The 21,923-nt window shown below is 62.6% G+C and carries 19 protein-coding genes; 12 read left to right on the top strand and 7 right to left on the bottom strand.

Translation table 11 applies throughout. The annotated features are described in order from the left end of the window. Positions 1 to 30 precede the first annotated feature (30 nt). The 5 genes from crcB to HB777_13860 all read left to right on the top strand — a co-directional run bounded on the left by crcB (position 31) and on the right by HB777_13860 (position 5,252). On the top strand, positions 31 to 405 hold the full coding sequence (gene crcB / locus HB777_13880) for a fluoride efflux transporter CrcB (GenBank protein QND64869.1): 375 nt from the start codon (positions 31 to 33) through the stop codon (positions 403 to 405). 60 nt (positions 406 to 465) lie between these two features. Beyond that, positions 466 to 1,446 carry an RluA family pseudouridine synthase gene (locus tag HB777_13875; protein ID QND64868.1) on the top strand — a complete coding sequence of 327 codons (981 nt, stop codon included), beginning with the start codon at positions 466 to 468 and terminating at the stop codon, positions 1,444 to 1,446. Positions 1,447 to 1,448: 2 nt separating this feature from the next. Further along, on the top strand, positions 1,449 to 2,366 hold the full coding sequence (locus tag HB777_13870; GenBank protein ID QND64867.1) for a DMT family transporter: 918 nt from the start codon (positions 1,449 to 1,451) through the stop codon (positions 2,364 to 2,366). Between the two features lie 11 nt (positions 2,367 to 2,377). Further along, complete coding sequence (locus HB777_13865) at positions 2,378 to 3,169, top strand: ATPase (GenBank protein ID QND64866.1); 792 nt, start codon at positions 2,378 to 2,380, stop codon at positions 3,167 to 3,169. Positions 3,170 to 3,365: 196 nt separating this feature from the next. After that, positions 3,366 to 5,252: an MHS family MFS transporter gene (locus tag HB777_13860; GenBank protein QND64865.1), complete on the top strand. Its 1,887-nt coding sequence runs from the start codon at positions 3,366 to 3,368 to the stop codon at positions 5,250 to 5,252. A gap of 101 nt (positions 5,253 to 5,353) precedes the next feature. On the opposite strand, the gene HB777_13855 is transcribed toward HB777_13860, so the two are convergent. Next, positions 5,354 to 5,551 (bottom strand): DUF2735 domain-containing protein, encoded by a 198-nt coding sequence (locus tag HB777_13855; protein ID QND64864.1) that lies wholly within the window; start codon positions 5,549 to 5,551, stop codon positions 5,354 to 5,356. Between the two features lie 317 nt (positions 5,552 to 5,868). Here HB777_13855 and HB777_13850 point away from each other — a divergent pair, with 317 nt between their 5' ends. Next, complete coding sequence (locus HB777_13850) at positions 5,869 to 6,909, top strand: glutamine synthetase (GenBank protein QND64863.1); 1,041 nt, start codon at positions 5,869 to 5,871, stop codon at positions 6,907 to 6,909. Between the two features lie 99 nt (positions 6,910 to 7,008). Here HB777_13850 and HB777_13845 read toward each other — a convergent pair whose 3' ends face one another. Both HB777_13845 and HB777_13840 read right to left on the bottom strand, forming a co-directional pair. Further along, positions 7,009 to 8,187, bottom strand: a complete 1,179-nt coding sequence (locus tag HB777_13845; GenBank protein QND64862.1) for a P1 family peptidase — start codon at positions 8,185 to 8,187, stop codon at positions 7,009 to 7,011. A 19-nt stretch (positions 8,188 to 8,206) separates the two neighbouring features. Next, complete coding sequence (locus tag HB777_13840) at positions 8,207 to 8,809, bottom strand: TetR/AcrR family transcriptional regulator (protein ID QND64861.1); 603 nt, start codon at positions 8,807 to 8,809, stop codon at positions 8,207 to 8,209. Positions 8,810 to 8,957: 148 nt separating this feature from the next. On the opposite strand from HB777_13840, the gene HB777_13835 reads away from it, so the two are divergent. Beyond that, positions 8,958 to 10,376, top strand: a complete 1,419-nt coding sequence (locus HB777_13835; protein ID QND64860.1) for an APC family permease — start codon at positions 8,958 to 8,960, stop codon at positions 10,374 to 10,376. Between the two features lie 740 nt (positions 10,377 to 11,116). Here the strand turns inward: HB777_13835 and glnA are convergent. Both glnA and HB777_13825 read right to left on the bottom strand, forming a co-directional pair. Continuing rightward, entirely contained in the window at positions 11,117 to 12,526 is a 1,410-nt protein-coding gene (glnA, locus tag HB777_13830; GenBank protein QND64859.1) for a type I glutamate--ammonia ligase, read from the bottom strand. Positions 12,527 to 12,591: 65 nt separating this feature from the next. Next, positions 12,592 to 12,930, bottom strand: a complete 339-nt coding sequence (locus tag HB777_13825) for a P-II family nitrogen regulator (protein ID QND64858.1) — start codon at positions 12,928 to 12,930, stop codon at positions 12,592 to 12,594. 357 nt (positions 12,931 to 13,287) lie between these two features. On the opposite strand from HB777_13825, the gene HB777_13820 reads away from it, so the two are divergent. Both HB777_13820 and HB777_13815 read left to right on the top strand, forming a co-directional pair. After that, positions 13,288 to 14,832, top strand: coding sequence for an NAD(P)H-hydrate dehydratase (locus tag HB777_13820; GenBank protein QND64857.1), 1,545 nt, complete (start codon positions 13,288 to 13,290; stop codon positions 14,830 to 14,832). Continuing rightward, positions 14,829 to 16,832, top strand: a complete 2,004-nt coding sequence (locus HB777_13815) for a hypothetical protein (protein ID QND64856.1) — start codon at positions 14,829 to 14,831, stop codon at positions 16,830 to 16,832. Before HB777_13820 ends, HB777_13815 begins: the two co-directional genes overlap by 4 nt. A gap of 12 nt (positions 16,833 to 16,844) precedes the next feature. Here HB777_13815 and HB777_13810 read toward each other — a convergent pair whose 3' ends face one another. After that, on the bottom strand, positions 16,845 to 18,377 hold the full coding sequence (locus HB777_13810) for an acyl-CoA carboxylase subunit beta (GenBank protein QND64855.1): 1,533 nt from the start codon (positions 18,375 to 18,377) through the stop codon (positions 16,845 to 16,847). 65 nt (positions 18,378 to 18,442) lie between these two features. On the opposite strand from HB777_13810, the gene HB777_13805 reads away from it, so the two are divergent. From HB777_13805 to HB777_13795, 3 genes are all read left to right on the top strand, one after another. Next, on the top strand, positions 18,443 to 18,679 hold the full coding sequence (locus HB777_13805; protein QND64854.1) for a transcriptional regulator: 237 nt from the start codon (positions 18,443 to 18,445) through the stop codon (positions 18,677 to 18,679). A 6-nt stretch (positions 18,680 to 18,685) separates the two neighbouring features. Then, positions 18,686 to 18,973 (top strand): type II toxin-antitoxin system RelE/ParE family toxin, encoded by a 288-nt coding sequence (locus tag HB777_13800; GenBank protein ID QND64853.1) that lies wholly within the window; start codon positions 18,686 to 18,688, stop codon positions 18,971 to 18,973. Positions 18,974 to 19,337: 364 nt separating this feature from the next. After that, complete coding sequence (locus tag HB777_13795) at positions 19,338 to 20,762, top strand: DEAD/DEAH box helicase (GenBank protein QND64852.1); 1,425 nt, start codon at positions 19,338 to 19,340, stop codon at positions 20,760 to 20,762. 102 nt (positions 20,763 to 20,864) lie between these two features. On the opposite strand, the gene HB777_13790 is transcribed toward HB777_13795, so the two are convergent. After that, positions 20,865 to 21,839, bottom strand: coding sequence for an alpha/beta hydrolase (locus HB777_13790; protein QND64851.1), 975 nt, complete (start codon positions 21,837 to 21,839; stop codon positions 20,865 to 20,867). Positions 21,840 to 21,923: the final 84 nt, after the last annotated feature.

Raw genomic sequence — 21,923 nt, 5'->3', positions numbered from 1 at the left:
CATTTCCTTGAATAGGTATGGCAAGCGACGATGTTCAATCTGCTTCTCGTTGTGGTCGGTGGCGGCATCGGCGCCGGTATCCGCCACCTGACCAATATGGGCGCACTGCGCCTTGTCGGCCCCAACTATCCCTGGGGCACGATGGCCATCAACATCGTCGGTTCTTTTGCCATGGGCCTGTTCATCGCCACTTTGGCGCGCCGCGGCGGATCGAACGAGCTCAGGCTGTTCGTTGCCACCGGCATCCTCGGCGGATTCACCACTTTTTCCGCGTTCTCGCTCGATTTCGCGACGCTTTGGGAGCGGGGAGCCACGCTGCCGGCGTTTGGATATGCCCTTGCCAGCGTCATTGGCGCCATTATCGCCCTGTTTCTGGGACTTTGGCTCGCAAGAACCGTTTCATAATGCTATTGCCGCGCCGAGAGCAGGCCGAGCCCTGCTCGGGAAACGGATAAGCGAAAAGATATGGCAGGCGTTGAACAGATTACGGTGGAGGCCGGCGAGGCGGGCATGCGGCTCGATCGCTGGTTCAAGACCCACTTCCCAGGCCTTGGTTTCGGCCACCTGCAAAAGCTGCTGCGCTCCGGCCAGATCCGCGTCGACGGCGGCCGCGTCAAGGCCGACAGCCGTGTCGAGCCGGGCCAGGTGGTGCGCGTGCCACCGCTCGAGGTCGACAAGAAGGGCGAGAGCGCGCTGACCGGTCACTCGATCCGCAACCAGGGCGATGCCGACGTCCTGGCGAAAATGCTGATCCACGAGGATCCCAAGGTTTTCGTCTTCAACAAGCCGGCGGGCCTTGCCGTGCAGGGCGGCTCGGGCGTCACCCGCAATGTCGACGACATGCTGGAGGCCTGGCGCAACCAGAAGGGCGAGAAGCCCAGGCTGGTGCACCGGCTCGATCGCGATACCTCGGGCGTGCTGGTCGTCGCCCGCACCCGCCTTGCCGCCATGAAGCTCGCCGAAGCGTTTCGCGCCCGCGAGACCAAGAAGACCTATTGGGCGCTGGTCAAGGGCGTGCCGCCCAAGCGCGAGGACAAGATCTCGACCTGGCTGATCAAGGAGCCGACGCCGGACGGCGACCGCGTCCGCGTTGCCGCGCATGGCGAAAAGGGCGCCGACCACGCCGTCTCCTATTACCGCATCATCGAACAGGCGGCGCAGACGATGACCTGGCTGGAAATGGAGCCCTATACCGGCCGCACCCACCAGCTTCGCGTCCATGCCGCTTACATCGGCTGCCCGATCCTCGGCGATCCGAAATATTTCGAGGCCGACACCAACTGGGATTTTCCCGGCGGCATTCAAAACCGCCTGCATTTGCATGCGCGCCGCATCATCATTCCGCATCCCGACAAGGGCGTTATCGATGTCACCGCGCCAATGCCGCCGCATATGCGCCAGAGCTGGAACCTGATCGGCTTCGACGACGCCAGCGCGGAGGATTGATCGTGAGCGGCGTCGCCGACACGCTCGACCGGCGCGACACGGTCGACCTGGCGGCCGCCGCCATCATGGTCGGCCTGACCTTTTCCTGGGGGCTGAACTACGTCGCCGCCAAGATCTCCTATGCCGGCTACGACCCGGTCTTCCTGTCGATCGCGCGATCGATCATCGGCGGCCTTTGTGTCTTCGCCTGGTGCCGGTGGCGCGGCATAGCGCTTTTCACCCGTGATGGAACATTGCTCGCCGGCATCATGGTGGGCACGCTTTTCGGCATCGAGTTCCTTTGCCTTTATGTCGGTCTGGAGCACACCACCGTTGCCCGCAACACGCTGCTGGTCAACACAATGCCGTTCTGGATGCTGCTCGGCGGCCATTTCCTGCTCGGCGAGCAGATCACCCTGCGCAAGTTCCTTGGCCTGCTGCTGGCGTTTGCCGGCCTTGCCGCGGTTTTTTCCGACAAGCTCGGTGGTGGCGGAGACATGTTGTTCGGCGATCTCCTGAGTCTTGGCTCCGGATTTTTCTGGGCCTTGACCAACATCCTCATCAAACGCTCGAAGCTGGTCGAGGCGAGTGCTGAAAAGCTTCTGCTCTATCAGCTCGCCGGTGCTGCAATCGTCGGCATTTTGGTGCTGCCTCTCGCCGGTCCGCCTGTGCGCGACCCGACCGTGCTGCCGACCTTGGCTCTGCTTTTCCAGGCGGTCTACATCGTCGCCTTCACCTATGTGCTGTGGTTCTGGCTGCTGCGGCGCTATCCGGCGTCCGGCCTGTCCAGTTTCACCTTCCTGTCGCCGGTTTTCGGCGTTTTGTGCGGCGCCATGTTCTTGAATGAGCCGCTGACCATGCGCATTTTTCTGGCACTTGGCCTGATTGCCGCCGGCCTGATCATCGTCAACCGGCCGGTGCGCAAGCTGACGCCGGTGTGAGAGAGACTTTCATGCGTGATATCCTCAACGACCTCGAAGCGGGCAAATATCTTTCCGATCCCGATCCGGTGCGTCGCGCCCAGATCCAGATGAAGACGCATCTGCCGAAGCGGTTCTACAAAACCGTCTCGGTCGTGCCGGCGGACGATGGTTTTGCCGTGCATCTCGACGGCAAGCCGGTGCGCACGCCGGGCAAGGCGCTGCTGGCGCTGCCGACCGAGGCGGCGGCAGCACTGGTCGCCGACGAGTTCGCCGCACAAATCGAGACTATCGATCCGGTGACCATGCCGGTGATGCGCCTGGTGAACACCGCCATCGATGGTGTCGCCAGCGACCCGCAGGCGGTGCTGGAAGACATCCTGCGCTTCGCCTCGTCCGATCTGCTCTGCTACCGCGCCGACGCGCCGCAGGGGCTGGTGGAGCGGCAGAACCAGCATTGGGACCCGGTGATCGACTGGGCGAGGGCGACGCTCGGGGCTCGCTTCAATCTCGCCGAGGGGATCATCCATGTCGAGCAGCCGCGCGAAAGCATTGCCGTGCTGGGCAGCCATCTCGCCCAGCGCGCCGAGCCGCTGCGGCTCGCCGCCATCCACGTGATGACGTCGCTGACCGGTTCGGCGCTGCTGGCACTGGCTGTCGATTTCGGCGAGCTCGACGCTGAGGCTGCCTGGGCAGCCGGCCATGTCGACGAGGACTGGCAGATCGAGCAATGGGGGCAGGACGCCGAGGCTGTCGCGCGCCGCTCAGGCCGCAAGCGCGATATGATGGCCGCTATCGGCCTGCTCGAAGCGCTCAAGGGCTGACGGGTTTCGCCGCTCGCTCCGCTTCATCCCGCAGCGCACCTAATACCAAAGTCATAATCCCAAAGACGCGCTGCCTTTGGCGGGCGCTTTCTGTCATTTTTTCCGTGATGACTGTCGTTGAGTCCGTGCTCGGAGGAGAGCGCGGACGGGTGTCGCGCAGCATCGAGGGCAACGGGTCTCACGGGAGGACAATTCAATGGCAATGGCATCGACCGCCGGCGGAACCAGCCGCGGCATGACGCGGGAGGAGAAGAAAGTCATCTTCGCTTCCTCGCTCGGCACCGTTTTCGAATGGTACGATTTTTATCTCTACGGCGCATTGGCCGGAGCGATCGGCGCCACATTCTTCGCCTCTTATCCCGAGTCGACGCGCAACATCTTCACGCTGCTGGTTTTCGCCGCCGGCTTCCTGGTGCGCCCGTTTGGCGCGCTGGTGTTCGGTCGCGTCGGCGATCTCGTCGGCCGCAAATACACATTTCTCGTCACCATCCTGATCATGGGCCTGTCGACCTTCCTGGTCGGCCTGCTTCCCGGCTCGGCGAGCTGGGGCCTTGCGGCGCCCATCATCCTGGTCGGGCTGCGTATGCTGCAGGGCCTGGCGCTCGGCGGTGAGTATGGTGGTGCGGCGACCTATGTCGCCGAGCATGCTCCCGACGATCGCCGCGGCTTCTATACGTCGTGGATTCAGACGACGGCGACGCTCGGCCTGTTCCTGTCGTTGATCATCATCCTGATCGTGCAGAATTCGCTGAGCAAGGAGGATTTCGCGGCCTGGGGCTGGCGTATTCCGTTCCTGCTCTCGGCCATACTGCTCGGCATATCGGTCTGGATCCGCCTGTCGCTTGCCGAATCGCCGACCTTCCAGCGCATGAAGGACGAGGGCAAGGGCTCCAAGGCGCCGCTGACGGAAGCCTTCGGCCAGTGGAAGAATGCCAAGATCGCGTTGCTCGCGCTGTTCGGCCTCACCGCCGGCCAGGCCGTGGTCTGGTACAACGGCCAGTTCTACGCGCTGTTCTTCCTGGCGAATGTGCTCAAGGTCGACCCACAGTCGGTCAACATCATGATCGCGATTGCGCTGGCGCTCGGCGCGGTCTTCTTCGTGGTGTTCGGCTGGCTATCCGACAAGATCGGCCGCAAGCCGATCATCATGGCCGGTCTCGCGCTGGCGATCGTCACCACCTTCCCGCTGTTCAAGGCGCTGACATGGGCCGCCAACCCGGCGCTCGCCACCGCCCAGCAGAACACGCGTGCGACGGTGACCGCTGCTCCGGGGGACTGCAAGTTCCAGTTCAATCCAACCGGAACACGCAAGCCTCTCACCTCGTGCGATATTGCGACGGACTTCCTGGCCAAGAGCTCGGTGCCCTATGACATCGTCACGACAGCGGCAGCGGGAACAGCGGCCAGCGTCAAGATTGGCGCCGAGACCGTGACGTCCTACGACGCCGTGGCGGCCGCTGATAAGGCTGCTCCAAGCGATGCGGCTTTCAAGAAGGCGATCAACCTGGCGCTTCAGGACGGCGGTTATCCGTTGAAGCGTGCTGCCGCCAAGGTTGCTGACCAAAAGCTCGACGCCTTTGTCGCGGCCAATCCCGAACTGAAGCTCGACGCGGCAGCTATTCGCACCGGTGAAAAGGCCACTGTCCCGCTCGCCCAGGCGGTCAAGGACAAGCTGCTGACGGCCGATGACGCTGCCGGCGCCACGGACGTGACCGTCTACAGTGTTCCGGCGGCCGGTGCGTTCGCGATGTTTGCCGACCCGGCGGCGGTCAACTGGGCAAAGGTCATCGGCATCCTGTTCATCCTGGTCCTCTACGTGACCATGGTCTACGGGCCGATCGCGGCGATCCTGGTCGAGATGTTCCCGACCCGCATCCGCTACACCGGCATGTCGCTGCCCTATCACATCGGCAATGGCTGGTTCGGCGGCCTGCTGCCGGCGATCGTGTTCGCGCTCAGCGCCTCCAAGGGCGATATCTACTACGGCCTCTGGTATCCGGTGGTGATCGCGGCGATGTCGCTGATCATCGGAATGATCTTCGTCAGGGATACGCTGGGAACCAACCTGCACGACAAGCAGTAGCTGACAGCTCCAGCATACAAAGAAAAAGCCCGGCGCGAGCAATCGCGCCGGGCCTTATCTTTTCAGGCCAGTTTGTTGACGAGGGCCGGTTGCCCCTGTTGTCAGCTCTTGTGGCCCTGGGCCTCTTCCTCGATGGCCGCATCGTGGTACCAGCCGTCGCCGAAATCCGTCCGCACACCGCGCAGCGAGGCAAGCTCTGCCGCAAACTTAGCCTTGCCGCTCAAATTTGAGGCAGTGACGCGCGCTGCCGCCGGGAACATCAGAATTTTGGCCGACGGTTGCGTGGAAATGATTTCCATTGTCGGGTTCCTTTCTTCTGCCGAACCTTGTCGATTCAACTTGTTTCGAAGATAGGGTCTGCAATCAAGATAGGCAATATGCCTACGAAAAGATCAGTATTTGCCTATTATTTGTGCTTGTAGCGACTATGATCGATCCGAGCGCATTGCTTAGGCGGCTTGCCAACTTCAAGCGAATGCCGCGTCAATTTTGCCGCACCCTCCGCGCGAAGAATGGCACACGAATTGCATTTTAAGGATCCGGCAGGGCCGGCTGCTGAGGGCAGACGCATGTCGACGCCGTTCAGTGTTCGGTGATCAAGCAACGAGAGGCTAGAATGACGAAATACAAGCTCGAGTACATTTGGCTCGATGGATACACCCCGGTCCCCAACCTTCGCGGCAAGACGCAGGTCAAGGAATTCGCCGAATTCCCCACACTCGAGCAGCTGCCGCTGTGGGGCTTCGATGGTTCCTCGACCCAGCAGGCCGAGGGGCACAGCTCCGACTGCGTGCTGAAGCCGGTTGCCGTCTATCCGGATCCCGCCCGCACCAACGGCGTGCTGGTCATGTGCGAAGTGATGATGCCCGATGGTGTCACGCCGCATGCCTCCAACAAGCGCGCCACCATCCTCGATGACGAGGGCGCATGGTTCGGCTTCGAGCAGGAGTACTTCTTCTACAAGGACGGCCGCCCGCTCGGCTTCCCCGAGAGCGGCTATCCCGCGCCACAAGGCCCGTACTACACCGGCGTCGGCTATTCCAATGTCGGCTCGGTCGCCCGCCAGATCGTCGAGGAGCATCTCGACCTCTGTCTCGCCGCCGGCATCAATCACGAAGGCATCAACGCCGAAGTGGCCAAGGGCCAGTGGGAATTCCAGATTTTCGGCAAAGGCTCCAAGAAGGCCGCCGACCAGATGTGGATGGCCCGCTACCTGATGCAGCGCCTGACCGAGAAATACGGCATCGACATCGAATACCACTGCAAGCCGCTCGGCGACACCGACTGGAACGGCTCGGGCATGCATGCCAACTTCTCGACCTCCTATATGCGCGAAGTCGGCGGCAAGGCCTATTTCGAAGCGCTGATGGCGGCTTTTGACAAGAACCTGATGGATCACATCGCCGTCTACGGCCCGGACAACGACAAGCGCCTGACCGGCAAGCACGAGACCGCGCCGTGGAACCGGTTCAGCTATGGCATCGCCGACCGCGGCGCCTCGATCCGCGTGCCGCATTCCTTCATCAAGAGCGACTACAAGGGCTATCTGGAAGATCGTCGTCCGAACTCGCAGGGCGACCCCTACCAGATCGCCTCGCAGATCCTGAAGACGATCGCTTCGGTGCCGGCCAGCGCCCAGGTTTCGGCCGCGGCATAAGCATTTCGGTATAGATGACAAGAAAGCCCCGGCGTTCGCGCCGGGGCCTTTTTGTTTGCAACTGCCAGGTAGGCTGACGGAATGGCGCGTGGGCCGGCCTTAGGCGGCGATGGCACCACGCGCCTTCAGCGCAGCAACGACCCTGTCATGCGGCAGGGCAGGCGTGCGGTTGCCGTCGCGGCCGATCATCGCCTGGTTGGCGACCATGGCATTCAGCACGGCCTCCTCGGTCGCCTGCACCACGGCGGCGTAGAAAGCGTCCATGCGCCCCCAGGGAATGAAGTCCATATGGCCGTAGCTCTCTTCGGTGGCCGGGCCTTTCGGGAAGCGGCCGTTGAGCGCATCGGGATTGCCTGTCGAGAAGGCAAGAAAGATGTCGCCGGAAAAATGCGAGCCTGTGGTGCCGGTCCGCGCCAGACCGAGCGGAACCCTGCGTGCCAGCGCCTTGCATTGGCCAGGCAGCAACGGCGCATCGGTGGCGACGATGCCGATGCAGGAGCCGGCGCCTGTCGGCTGGCCGCTGAAATAGGCTTCCATCGGATTGTCGGCCGCCAGTTCCTGCCCAAGCGGCACACCGGCGATGGCGAGTTCGTGGCGTGAACCGAAATTGGCCTGCAGGAACACGCCGACCGTGTAGTCGCGGTGGCCGTAGCCGATCACCCTCGAGGCGGTGCCTGAGCCGCCCTTGAAGGCGTAGCAGTTCATGCCGGTGCCGCCGCCGACTGAGCCCTCCTCGATGCCGCCGGCGGCCGCACTGTCGATCGCCGCCATGGCGTGGTCGACGGTGACATGCGAGCCGTTGATGTCGTTGAGGTAGCCGTCCCAGGTTTCCGCCACCACGGGCAGCAGCCACTGGTTCGCCAAGGCAGGCTTGTTGCGCGCGACCCAGTCGACCACGCCGCGATGGCAGGTGCCGACGGCATGGGTGTTGGTGATCAGGATCGGCAGGCTGAGGCTGCCGGCCTCCTCGATCCAGGATGCGCCGGTCATTTCGCCATTGCCGTTGAAGGAATGATAGCCGGCAGCACAGGCGAGACCGACGCCGTCGCGGCCGAACGGCAGGATCGCCGTCACGCCGGTGCGCACCGGTCCGTGGCCGAGGCTGAGCTTGCCGTCACCCTCGACAATTGTCGAATAGCCGACGAGAACGCCATCGACATCGGTGATGGCGTTGGCGTGTCCGGGCTTGCCTTGCAGGGGATGCCAAGCGCCCGGGCGCGCTGCTTGCCGGCGGGCGTCATGTTGAGAACGGCTCTTTGGTTCATTGTGGTGATGCATCCCTGTGGCGGTGCCGGGTTCAGTCGAGGCGACAGCCCGTCGCAAGCTCGGCATAGTTGGTGAGGATTGTCAGGGCAGCCTGATGATCGACCGCCGGCACGATGTTGGTGAGGTGGAGGCCGAGCCCGTCCTCGAGCGCCACCAGGCTGCGGGCGATGGTGTCGCTGCCGCTTTGCAGCTTGAAGATACCGGTGGCGGCGCCGGCTTCGAGGATGCCGACGTAGATTGCCACCTGTCGCTCGAACAGCGTTATGTGGCGGGCAGCATAACTCGCGTCCGACCGCGAATAGGCGCCAAGCTCGAGCAGCAGGCGGCAGAGCTGGTCGTCCTTGTCGACCGGCAGCCCGCTCTCGATCATCGCCTTCAGTCGTGCGCGGGGATCGCCAATCGCGGCTACCGATGCGGCGCGCAGCGTGCAGAACCGCTCGACCGCCTTGCGCTGCACGTCGTCCAGCAGATCCTTCAATCCGGGATAGTAATAGAGCAGGGCGCTCGAACTCATCCCCGCCTCGTTGGCGACGTCACGCAAAGTGACCTCGGCCAGCCCGCGCCTGGCGATCATCGATTCCGCGGCTGCGACCAATGTCAGGCGGCGGTCGGTCTGTGTTTTGGGTCTGCCCATTTCATGTTTCCTGAATTAAATTCAGTTTAAAACCGGTGCGTGAAATTTTGCAAGCACACATACACCATATTCGTTGACGATTTACGATCGTGTCGATAGGTTCCGCTGCGGAGGATAATTTTTATCTTATTAAAAAAAGGGGAGGACAATGTCTACAAACGAAGCGACTACAGCGGCCAAGGCCGCGCCGGCCGCCAAAGGGCTGGACCGGGCGCTCAACGCGCTGGGCACACTCATGATCGTGCTGTCGGCGGTGACGCCGGCATCATCGGTGTTCATCATCGTGCCGGGCGTCATCGCGCTGGCCGGCACCGGCTCATTTCTCAGTTTTGTCATTGCCGCGGTCATCGGGCTGTTCATGGCGTTCGTCTATGCCGAACTGTCGTCGGCCTATCCGATGGCCGGCGGCGAATACACCATGATCGGCCGCACGCTCGGCCGCTTCTGGGGCTTCGTCACGCTGGTGTTGGTGTTCATCTCGATCGTGCTGATCGTCGCCGTCATCGCGCTCGGCGTCGGCACCTATCTCGGCGTCCTCATTCCCAATCTCAGTCCGCAATGGGTCGGCGTGGTGACGATCGCGCTTGCCGGTACGGTCGCGGCAATGCGCATCAAGCTCAACGCTTTCGTCACCGGCATCTTCCTCGGCATCGAAATGCTGGCGCTGCTGATCCTGACCGGTCTCGGCTTCGCCCATATCGAGCGCCCGCTCTCCAGCCTGTTCACCGCACCGCAGCTGCTCGATGCCACCACCAACTCGCTGGTGCCGGCATCGGCCGGCATCGTGCTGGCGGCAACCGCGGTTGCCCTGTTTGCGTACAATGGCTACGGTGCCGCCGCCTATTTCGGCGAGGAGACGCATGACGCCAAGCGCAACATCGGCAAGGTCGTGGTGTGGGCGCTGGTCATCACGGTTGCGGCCGAACTGATCCCGCTGACCGCGGTGCTGCTTGGCGCGCCGGATCTGGTTGCCTTGCTCGCCGCGCCGCAGAAGATCGAGTATTTCCTCGAGGCACGCGGTGGCCATGCGTTGACGGTGCTGATCAGCCTCGCCATCGCCGTTGCCATCTTCAACGCGGTGATCGCCATCATCCTGCAGGCGGCCCGGCTGCTGTTCAGCTCCGGGCGCGACAAGACCTGGTTCGGCCCGATCAACGCCGCCGTCGCCTCGGTCCATGGCAGCTACGCCTCGCCCTGGATCGCCACCATCGTTGTGGCGGTGCTGGCGGCCGTCGCCTGCTTCATCGACATCAACCTGCTGCTGGTCGTCAGCGGCACATCGCTGGTGGTCATCTATGCCTTGCTGTGCGTGGCGGCGTTTGTCGGTCGCCGCAGCGGCACCACCGATGGCGGGCACTATCGCATGCCGCTCTTCCCTGTCCCGGCCGTCCTCGCCTTCGTGGCGCTGATCTACGTCGCTTACCAGAACTATCTGGACGTCGCCTTCGGCCGTCCGAGCCTGATCGCGACAGGGCTGATCGTGGTCGTGGCGGCGATCTATTACCTGCTGGTCCTGGCCAGGCGAACGGACTGGAACCTGCACGGTCCCGACGAGCTTGCAGGGTAGATCCACGTCCCTCCGACGGTCTGCTCTTGCAAGAACCCCGGCGAAGGCCGGGGTTCTTTTTGCCGCTACCCGGCAGATCGCATCTCGGGCCAAAAGCACCCAGAAAAAGTCAGGCAATTCTGGCGGTCGCGAATCTACCGGAGTCCGGTTCGTCGCCGTGTCCGTTTCCAGTGATGGCTTGTCAGAAAAGCCCGGAAAACAGCCTTTTCCAGTACTTATTTGTGACCTCGGCCCTTCCATAAGCATCTGTTCATGCAACGAAATCGGCCATCCACAGCCCGGTTGGCGGCGTTGACAGGTTGCAGCGCAGCATGCGTATTCGCAGGACTTGGGGTTACGTCACGCAATGCTGTTCGGACGGGCGGGGTTTTCTTGAACGGCGGCATTGGCGGGGGCGCCGGACGAGCGGTCACTGTAGCCTGAGACAGTGCTCCGCTCGCTCCTGGCTTCATGTTGTGATCGAACAGTGATCCGCTTTCCATCCATCGGACTTTGCCGAGCCTGGGACTGACGTCACCGGATTGAGGTGTCGTGTGTGCCAGTGGATCGCGCGCCTATGAACCCAGGCATACGCACGATCGTCGAAAACTCAACGCGGATACGCTGCTTATGTCGCGGCGGCACGCTCTCGCGCGCCGATCGGCAGGCACGCCCCATCCGAGCGCAGCAAAAAGCCCTTGAAAGAGGGAAATCTTTCAAGGGCTTGAATATAATATTGAATCTTAGTCTGAGATTGAGTCTCAGACCGAATAGTACATGTCGTACTCGACCGGGTGCGGGGTCATTTCGAAGCGCATCACCTCGGCCATCTTCAGCTCGATATAGCTGTCGATCTGGTCGTCGTCGAACACGCCGCCGGCTTTCAGGAAGCCGCGATCCTTGTCGAGGCTCTGCAGCGCTTCGCGCAGCGAACCGCAGACGGTCGGGATCTTCTTCAGTTCCTTCGGCGGCAGGTCGTAGAGATCCTTGTCCATCGGCTGGCCGGGATGGATCTTGTTCTTGATGCCGTCGAGGCCGGCCATCAGCAGCGCGGAGAAGGCGAGGTAGGGGTTCGCGCCCGGATCGGGGAAGCGGACCTCGACGCGCTTGGCCTTCGGCGACGAGCCGAACGGGATACGGCAGGAGGCCGAGCGGTTGCGCGCCGAATAGGCGAGCAGCACCGGCGCTTCATAGCCAGGAACCAGACGCTTGTAGGAATTGGTCAGCGGGTTGGTGAAGGCGTTGATCGCCTTGGCATGCTTGATGACGCCGCCGATGAAGAACAGGCAGCTTTCCGACAGGCCGGCATATTCATTGCCGGCGAAGGTTGGCTTGCCGTTCTTCCAGATCGACATGTGGACGTGCATGCCCGAACCGTTGTCGCCGAAGATCGGCTTCGGCATGAAGGTGGCCGTCTTGCCGTAGGCATTGGCGACCTGGTGCACGACGTACTTGTAGATCAGCATCTTGTCGGCGTTGCGCACCAGCGCGTCGAACTTGATGCCGAGCTCGTGCTGGGCAGCCGCCACTTCGTGGTGATGCTTTTCGACGCGCACGCCCATTTCGGCGAGCACGGTCAGCATTTCGGAGCGCATGTCCTGCGCGCTGTCGATCGGCGGCACGGGGAAATAGCCGCCCTTGACGCGCGGACGGTGGCCGAGATTGCCGGTTTCATAGTCGGTGTCGTCGTTCGACGGCAGTTCGGTGGAGTCGAGCTTGAAGCCGGTGTTGTAGGGGTCGGCCTTGTACTTCACATCGTCGAAGACGAAGAACTCGGCTTCCGGGCCGACAAAGATGGTGTCGCCGATGCCTTCCGCCTTCATGTAGGCCTCGGCCTTCTTGGCCGTACCGCGCGGATCGCGGTTGTAGGATTCCCCCGAAACCGGATCGAGGATGTCGCACAGGATGACCATGGTCGACTGCGCGAAGAACGGGTCCATGTGGACCGTGTCCGGATCGGGCATCAGCACCATGTCGGACTCGTTGATGGCTTTCCAGCCGGCAATCGACGAGCCGTCGAACATCACGCCATCGGCGAACATGTCTTCCTCGACCTCGATGACATCCATCGTCACGTGCTGCAGCTTGCCCTTCGGGTCTGTGAAGCGCAGGTCGACGAATTTCACGTCGTTGTCCTTGATCTGCTTCATGATGTCTTTGGCTGTCGTCATGTCATGTATCCCTGTGTGATGACGTTTTTTGATGATGACGTTTTCAGGAGGATGACCGGGTCAGGTCAGACCGCGTCCATGCCCGTTTCGCCGGTGCGGATTCGCACGACTTCCTCGATATTGGAAACGAAAATCTTGCCGTCGCCAATACGGCCGGTCTGGGCCGCCTTGCGGATGGCCTCGATCGCGCCTTCGACCGCATCGTCGCCAAGCACGACCTCGATCTTCACCTTGGGCAGGAAATCGACGACATATTCGGCGCCGCGGTAGAGTTCGGTATGACCCTTCTGACGACCGAAGCCTTTTGCTTCGGTGACAGTGATGCCCTGCAGTCCGGCCTCCTGAAGCGCTTCCTTCACTTCGTCCAGCTTGAATGGCTTGATGATCGCTTCGATCTTTTTCATGTAAAAAGTGGCCTCCACTGCCAAAAAAACGGGTTGTGACCCCCGCTTGCGCCTCCATCAAGCACGAACTGTGCCAATTGGACGGATTCGAAGCGGTCTTATACGATTTCAAAGCCGCGCCGCGCCGGGATGCAAATTCGCGTCATTCGCTGTACCGGAAGCGGCATGGACTGCTGGAGCCTACACAGCGCCAGCAGCGGCGTCCGCACAAAAATTAGGCATATCGCCTATCCCTCAGGCAATTTCGTGCCTGCAATGCCCTCATGCCGACGATATGGCCGCAAATCTCGGCAACTCCCTTTGTTTGCTTCGGATCGAAAATTGGACAATGCTTGATCGCATGCGGATCGGCAATCCATGAGTAACGAACTTCTTACCTCCGCCGAAATGAGCGAGGCCGATCGGCTGACGATCGCCGCCGGTCCAACCGACGGCATCGGCCTGATGCGGCGCGCCGGTGAAGCGGTCGCGGCTGAGATTCTCACGCGTTATCCCTCGGCCACGCACGTCCATGTGCTGTGTGGCCCCGGCAACAATGGCGGCGATGGCTATGTCGTCGCCCGCATCCTGGCCGACAGCGGCGTTAGCACAACGATCTGGGCATCCGGAGCGCCGAGGCCGGAAAGCGATGCGGCGCTCGCCGCCGCGGAATGCCCGATCAAGCCCCGGCCGCTGTCTGATTTCGACGCCGAGCCTGGCTCGATCGTGATCGACGCGCTCTACGGGGCAGGGCTGTCCAAGCCGCTGTCCGGCGATGTCGCGAAAGCCGTCGATACCGTAACAGCCCTGGGTCTGCCTGTGGTCGCGGTCGACCTGCCGTCGGGTGTCTCAGGAACCAGCGGCGACATATTGGGCAGGGCGTTTCGCGCCGAACTCACCGTCACCTTCGCACGGAAAAAGCCTGGCCACTTGTTGCTGCCGGGACGCGGGCAATGCGGTGAAATCGTGCTCGCCGATATCGGCATCGCAGACGGCATGATCGCCCGGCTCGCTGTCTCGACCTTCGAGAATGTGCCGGACCTGTGGTTGAGGGATTTGCCCGTGCCGGCGGTCGATGCGCACAAATACAAGCGTGGTCATGTTGGCGTCTTTTCCGGCGACCCGAGCGCGACCGGTGCGGCGCGGCTGTCGGCTCTCGCCGCTGCAAGAAGCGGGGCAGGGGCGGTCACCGTGCTGTCGCCAGGCAATGCCATGCAGGTGAACGCCATGCATCTGACCTCGATCATGCTGCGAGAAGCGGGATCGCTTGAGGAGGTGCAGGAGTTTCTGACGGCGCGCCATCCCGAAGCGCTGGTGTTCGGACCTGGGCTCGGTCCCAAGCCCAAGGTTGGCGATTTTGCCCTGCAGCTGATCAAGGCTTTGGCGGATGATGCACGCGCATCGGCGGCCGCAAACCACGTCAGCGCAATCGTGCTGGATGCCGACGCCATCACCTCTCTGGCCCATCAGCCCCCGGCGCTGTTCGAAGCTGCCCGTCAGCCGAACGCTCCTGCTTTGGTGATCACACCACATGAGGGTGAATTCGGCCGACTGTTTGCTGATATCGCAGGCGACAAGACCCTGTCGAAACTGGCCAAGGCGCGTGCCGCCGCCGCGCGGGCCAATGCAACGCTCGTCTACAAAGGCGCCGACACGGTCATAGCCGCACCTGATGGCAAAGCGGCGATCAATTCCAACGGCGCGCCGTGGCTGGCCACGGCCGGGTCAGGCGATGTGCTGTCGGGCATCATTGCCGGTCTGCTCGCACAGGGCATGCCGCCCTTCGAGGGCACCTGCGCGGCGGTGTGGCTGCATGCCGAAGCCGGCAGCCGGTTCGGACCCGGTCTGATCGCCGAGGATCTGCCGCTGGCGCTGGTGCCGGTGTTGCGCGAACTCTTCGACGCGCGCACGGCTGCTCCATGAACCGCGCCCTGACCCTGTTGTTTGCCACTCTCTTTGCTGCCTTCGTGGCGTCGATGGCGCGCGCCGAAGGTCCGGTGACGATCGTCGACAATCCGGCGGTGCTCGCCGCGCTCGATGCCAGGGGTTTCGGCTTCGCCGACGTGTTCGGGGTCGACGGCGAGGACGATCTGAAGACGCTCTACGACGAGGCGCCAGCCTATCACGCCGTCGTCGAAACGGTAGCCTCAGATGTTGCGGTACTGCGCGCTGACATGAAGGCCGGGGGGCGGCCGCTCTACGAGGTCACCGACGGCAATGTCGGCCGCATCATGGACATGCGCTGGCTGAAGACCGATGCGGCGCGTTTCCGGCTGGTCGGCGTCGTCAATCGGCTCGACCGTCGCGACTTCGCCGTGCTGCAGGGCGACAAGAGCTGCGGCGAGGTGCGCTTCATCTACCGCCTGGCCTACAGTTTTCGCAAAAACGGCAAGCAGCTGGCGTCGCGCCTGCCGTTCAATTTCAATGCCGTCTACAGTGCCGCACCCGATGCCGATGGCGGCTGCGTCGGCACTGCCGGGCGCTGGACGCCCCAGCTTGACGAGAGCGTCGATGCCGGCTGGCTGACCGGCGGACCGCTGGAGAGGTCCGGGCTGACCTTCAAGCAGCTGGAGCTCAACGCACAGGTGGTGCGCTTTCCCTCCGGCCAGGAAACCGAGTTCGGCGGGCAGGCTGCCTATCTCATGCGGATATTCGGCATCGATGGCGCTGCTACCAGCGAGAAGCCGCTGGAGAACACGCCAGACACCGTACGGCTCTCGCAGGACGCGGCGCTGAAAGCACGGCTCGCCGCTTATGTCGGCGCCAACCTGCCGGCGGTCGACGAAGGCGTCTATCAAATCCCCGACGAGTTCCTGGCCAGGAAAATCATCTCATGGTCGACCTTCGGCAGTGCGCGGCAGGCCAATCATCCGTTTACGCAACAATTCCAACCCAAGGAATTCGCATCGCTCGATTATTCCACGATGAAACTGGTGCGCACGCCGGAAGCGCTTGTCGAGCGGTTGGACAATGGCGCCTGCCAGGGTTGTCATCAGGCCGGCTCCACCGCCGGCTTCCATTTCATCGGCCTCGACGACAAGACCACGTCACCGTTGAACCGCATCGAGGTCGGCATTTCACCGCATCTTCATGCCGAGATTCCGCGCCGCCAGGCCTGGTTGCGTGCCATCGCCGAAGGCAGGCAGCCGAACCGCTTCCGCCCGCTCTCCTTTGCGCCGCCGGCGGCCTGGACGGACGCTGGCGCGGTCGATTATGCGCCGGCCGAGATGGCGATGCCGTGCCTGACGCCTGAAGATGGCGCTCGCTTCGGCGCGACCTGGCAATGCGGCAGTGGCACCGTCTGCACGCCGCTGGCCACAGCGTCGGGCGTGCGGACCAAGCTCGCGCAATGCCTGCTGCCGAAGGATAGCCCGGAGATATTTTCCGGCCATCCTTGCCTGACCGGCTCGATCGCCAGCAACGCGGCGCAGCCTTTCAATGACCGCTACAGCATATCGGGCCAGTTCGCGGCCTTCGCACCGGAGGTCTCGCGCACCGCCTACACCTGCCGCCCGCCGAAGATCGGCGTGCCCGGTGGCATCGCCTATCGCGGCTGCGATGACAAGGATCGTGCCTTCGCGGCGTTCAAAGCCGGCAAGCCGATGCCGAACGAGATCTGCGGCCTGGTCGGCGGCAAGAAGTTCGACATCTGCGTGGCCACCAACAATTTCGACCAATGTCTTGGCGGCGCCGTCAATCGCGGCAACCGGCCGGCCTGTTCGGCCGATCATTTCTGCCGTGAGGACTATATGTGCCAGTCGCTGCCACCGGACACGCCAGGCATCGGCAAAGTGAAAGGCATCGGCTTCTGCTCGCCGACCTACTTCATCTTCCAGATGCGCATCGACAATCACGCGACGCCATGGGGCAGCCCCGTCCGCGCCACCATGGGGGCGGGATTTGGCGCGGCGGAAGAGGAGTAAGCTGCCGACACCTCACAGCGGGATGTTGTCGTGCTTCTTCCAGGGGTTCTGCATGTCTTTGTTGCGCAGCATACGCAGCGCGCGCGCAATGCGGCGGCGGGTCGAGTGCGGCATGATCACCTCATCGACATAGCCGCGTTCGGCGGCGACGAAGGGCGACAGGAAGCGATCCTCGTAAGCCTTTGTATGGGCTGCGATCTTTCCGGCGTCGCCGATGTCTTTGCGGTAGATGATCTCGACCGCGCCCCTGGCGCCCATCACCGCGATCTGCGCCGTCGGCCAGGCATAGTTCATGTCGCCGCGCAGATGTTTTGAGGCCATCACGTCATAAGCGCCGCCATAGGCTTTGCGGGTGATGACGGTGATCTTCGGCACGGTGGCCTCGGCATAGGCGAACAGGAGTTTGGCGCCATGCTTGATCAGCCCGCCATATTCCTGCGCCGTGCCGGGCAGGAAGCCGGGGACATCGACGAAGGTGACGATCGGGATCGAAAAACAGTCGCAGAAGCGCACGAAGCGCGCTGCTTTGCGGCTGGCGTCGGAATCGAGCACGCCGGCCAGCACCATCGGCTGGTTGGCGACGAAGCCGACCGTGCGGCCCTCGACGCGCCCGAAGCCGGTGACGATGTTCTTGGCAAAATTCTGCTGGATCTCGAAGAAATCGCCTTCGTCGGCAACCTTCAGGATCAGCTCCTTGATATCATAGGGCTTGTTGGCGTTGTCAGGGATCAGCCGGTCGAGCGACAAATCGTGGTCGGTGACCGACTGGTAGCATTCGATCTCAGGAAGTTCCGAAGTGTTGGAGGCCGGCAGCAGGTCTACCAGCCGGCGCATCTGCAACAGCGCTTCGACGTCATTGTCATAGGCGCCGTCGGCGATCGAGGATTTGGTCGTGTGAACCGAGGCTCCGCCGAGGCTCTCGGCGGTCACCGTCTCGTTGGTGACGGTCTTCACCACATCCGGCCCGGTGACGAACATGTAGGATGTGTCGCGGACCATGAAGATGAAGTCGGTCATGGCAGGCGAATAGACGTCGCCGCCGGCGCAAGGCCCCATGATGACGGAGATCTGCGGAATGACGCCGGAGGCGAGCACGTTGCGCTGAAAGATCTCGGCATAGCCGCCGAGTGCCGCGACGCCCTCCTGGATGCGCGCGCCGCCTGCATCATAGAGGCCGATGATCGGCGCACGGTTGCGCAGCGCCATCTCCTGCACCTTGATGACCTTCTCGGCATGGGCTTCGGATAGTGAGCCGCCGAACACGGTAAAGTCCTTGGCGAAGAGGTAGACCGGGCGGCCGTTGACCGTGCCCCAACCGGTGACGACGCCGTCGCCGGCGATCTTGGACTTCTCCATGCCGAAATCGGTCGAACGATGCTCGACAAACATGTCGAATTCCTCGAACGAGCCCTCGTCGAGAAACACCTCGATGCGTTCGCGCGCGGTGAGCTTGCCCTTCTTGTGCTGGGCATCGATGCGAGCCTGGCCGCCACCCATGCGGGCGATCTCGCGGCGCCGCTTGAGTTCCTTCAGAACGTCTTTCATGGCTGATCCCCCGCGACGCGCGAAATTTCTTGGCAGGCATTCGCCTGATATGGCAGACTAACCTCATGAAGAACAACATAGAAATATCCGAGGATTTGAACCGCCGGATCGAAATGTTGACCTCGCGCTCGACCCTGACCCGCGATCAAATCATTGAGGATGCGCTGTCCCATGGCCGTTCTCTGGCCTGGCAAGAAAAATGGGTCGCCGGCGTTCAGGCGGGAATCGAGACCGCCGATCGTGGCGACTTCGCGACCGAGGAAGAGATCGCGGCCGTTCTCAACAAATACAGTCAGGCATAACGCCCTGTGCGAATTGTCTGGACCCGACACTATCTGATCGAGCTTGCATCAATCAGCGACTACATCGGCCAACACAATCCGCGGGCCGCTGCCCGGGTCGTCAACGACATTCATTCCAAGACCGCTCGGCTGTTGTCCGCCAATCCGTTCATCGGACGCATCGGTGAGATCAAAGGCACGCGTGAGCTGGTGATTCCCGGTACGCCGTACATTGTCGCGTATCGGGTGAAGGACACTCAAATAGAAATTCTGTTCGTCCAACACGGTGCAAGGAAATGGCCGGATGAAGTTTGAGCGGGCATCCTTGGCCACTCTCTAGTCGGGTTTTGCTGCGCTGCAACATGAAGCCCCTTGCAATTGGGGGCGAACTCAGCCATATGCAGCCCATAGGCGCTTGGGCCGGGAACGAATCCGGCCTTCTCGACGAATGAGACTGGTTGCGTCTGTTTTCCCTCTTTCCGGTATATCGGCCTCTCTTTCCGGTAAATCACAAAGCGGCGAAAAAGCCCCGTGGCATGATGCCTGCGGGCACGACAGCGCAGCCGAGTGGACGTTACTGTCCGCCCGCCTTGTCGTTCCATATCAATTTTTTCGACGGCAGGTTGCGCCCTGCCGCCATCGATGTTTGCGGCCAGAAGCCGCGTGAAAGAAGATTATTTTGACCAACGAAAACACTTTGCCCGGTAGCAACACTGCGGAACTCACCGGTTTCGCGGCACTGGGTATTACGGGCGCGCTGCTCAAGGCCACCCACAACGCCGGCTTCACCGAACCGAAGCCTATCCAGGCGCAGGCGATCCCGCCGCAGATGGAAGGCCGTGACATTTTCGGCATCGCCCAGACCGGCTCCGGCAAGACCGCGGCCTTCGCGCTGCCGATCCTGTCGAAGATCATTGCGCTCGGCACCAAGCGCCGGCCGAAGACGGCGCGTGCGCTGATTCTGGCGCCGACGCGCGAACTCGCCGTGCAGATCGAAGACACCATCAAGATCCTCGCCAAGGGCGCGCATGTCTCGACCGCGCTCGTGCTCGGGGGTGTCTCCCGCTTCAGCCAGGTGAAGAAGGTTGCTCCCGGCGTCGACATCCTGATCGCAACGCCCGGCCGGTTGACCGACCTGGTGCGTGAAGGCGACCTCGTGCTTGCCGACACCAAATGGCTGGTGCTTGATGAAGGCGACCGCATGCTCGACATGGGCTTCATCAACGACGTCAAGCGCATCGCCAAGGCGACCGCGCCCGATCGTCAAACGGTGCTGTTCTCGGCGACCATGCCCAATGAAATCGCCGAACTGGCCAAGGGCCTGCTGAAGAACCCGATCCGCGTCGAAGTCGCGCCGCAAAGCACGGCAGCGGCCGAGATCGTGCAGGGCGTCGTCTTTGCCCGCACCAAGCAGAAGCGCCAGGTGCTGTCGACGATGCTCGCCGATGAGGCGATGAAGTCCGTCATCATCTTTTCGCGCACCAAGCATGGTGCCGACAGGGTGACCAAGGACCTCGAGCGCGACGGCTTCAAGGCCGCCGTCATCCACGGCAACAAGTCGCAGAACGCCCGTCAGAAGGCGCTGAACGATTTCCGCGAGGGCTCAGTGCGCATTCTGGTGGCGACCGACATTGCGGCGCGCGGCATCGACGTGCCCGGCATCAGCCATGTCGTGAATTTCGATCTGCCGGACGAAGCGGAAAGCTACGTCCACCGCATCGGCCGCACCGGCCGCAACGGCATGGACGGCATTGCGATCACGCTTTGCGATCCTTCCGAAAACAGCAAGCTGCGCCAGGTCGAGCGCATCATCCGCACCAAGCTGCCGATCGTTGCCGACCATCTCGGCAGCCCGGATCCGGTGCGCAATCCGGCTGAAAAGAACGAGCGCTTCGAGCCGGCCAATGACCGCAACGACCGCAATGGCCGTCGCGACGGCAGGCGGCCCGGTGGCGAGAACAAAGGCAACGGCTTTGGCAAGAAACGCTTCGGCGACAAGCCGGCCTTCGCTGGCGAGCGCAAGCCGGAAGGCGCCAAGCCGGCCTTCAAGGGCAACAACAAGCGTCGCTTCGGCGGCAAGCGTCCGGCCGCGCGGGCGGCGTAAGCCAGACCGCGTTGCAATCAGTCACGCTCAGGCTGGCTGATTGCCGAGACCGACATAGGAAAGGGCGGCTGAAGCGATGCTTCGGTCGCCCTTTCTCATTTGCTACTTCACCACTGCCTCTACCCAGACGGCAATCCTCTGCGCGAGAAAAGTCGTGGTCGACGGCGACAGCGCGTCACCGGCGATGACGTGGTTGTCCGGATCGCCGGTGTCGTCGACCGGAACCAGTTCATGCGGCGCGCCCCAGCGCCCGGCAATCTCCCGGGTGCGATCGGGCCGCACCACTTTGTCTGAATCCGAGAAGATGAACAAAGCAGGGATCGTCGCCTTCTCCACCGGCGCGCCATAGGCAAGCTCGGTCAGCGCCTGCATCGGCAACGTCGCCTCGATCGGATAGCGGGTGGTCCAGAATCTTTCATTCAGCGCGTTGCGCGGCACGAAGCTGTGTTCCTTGCCGGCGACCAGCCTTGCGATCTGTTTGCCCCACGGCATGGTCAGGATTTCGGCGCCCGAAGCCTTCACGCCGAAATTCGGCGAGATGAACGCGATCGCGGCGACGCCGTCCGAAGCGCCCGGCTGCGTCGCGGCCCATACCGCCAGCGAGCCGCCGGTCGAGGTGCAGATGACGATCACCTTGTCGCCGATCGCCCGGCCGATGGCGAGCGCTTCCTCATAGTCGTTGACCCAGGCATTGATGCTGCCTTGCGTCATCGCCGCGCCGTCCTGCCCGTGACCGGTGAGGCGGGTGTAGAAGAGATTGGCGTCGAGCTGGTCGGCCACGTCGTCGGGCAGCGGGCGGACCTCGCCCTTCGATGCGGAAAAGCCGTGGATGTAGACGATCGACAGCGGGGTCTTGGCATGCACCATCGGATTGGCCCAGACGATCTCCTTCTCCAGGCCGTCACGGATTCCGGGCACCGCAGCTTCCACCTTTGCCACATAGGCCTGCGGGTCGTCGCCTATGATCGAGGGATCGAAACGGATCGTGGTGTCGACGGGAACGCGTGGGCCGAGCACGAAGGCCAGTGCGAGGATGGCGACAAGGCCCAGCACAGCAAGCACGATCCGTCGCCCCATCGCAGACTCCACGCAACACTAACTCAACCTATGGCAGCGGCCACCAACAGGCTAACGGCGGCCTGAAGCAGGGCGCGCCGGCCA

Source organism: Mesorhizobium loti (assembly GCA_014189435.1).
Taxonomy (GTDB): domain Bacteria; phylum Pseudomonadota; class Alphaproteobacteria; order Rhizobiales; family Rhizobiaceae; genus Mesorhizobium; species Mesorhizobium loti_G.
The sequence above is the reverse complement of the archived record's forward strand: the minus strand, read 5'-3'. Positions and strand labels throughout refer to the sequence as shown.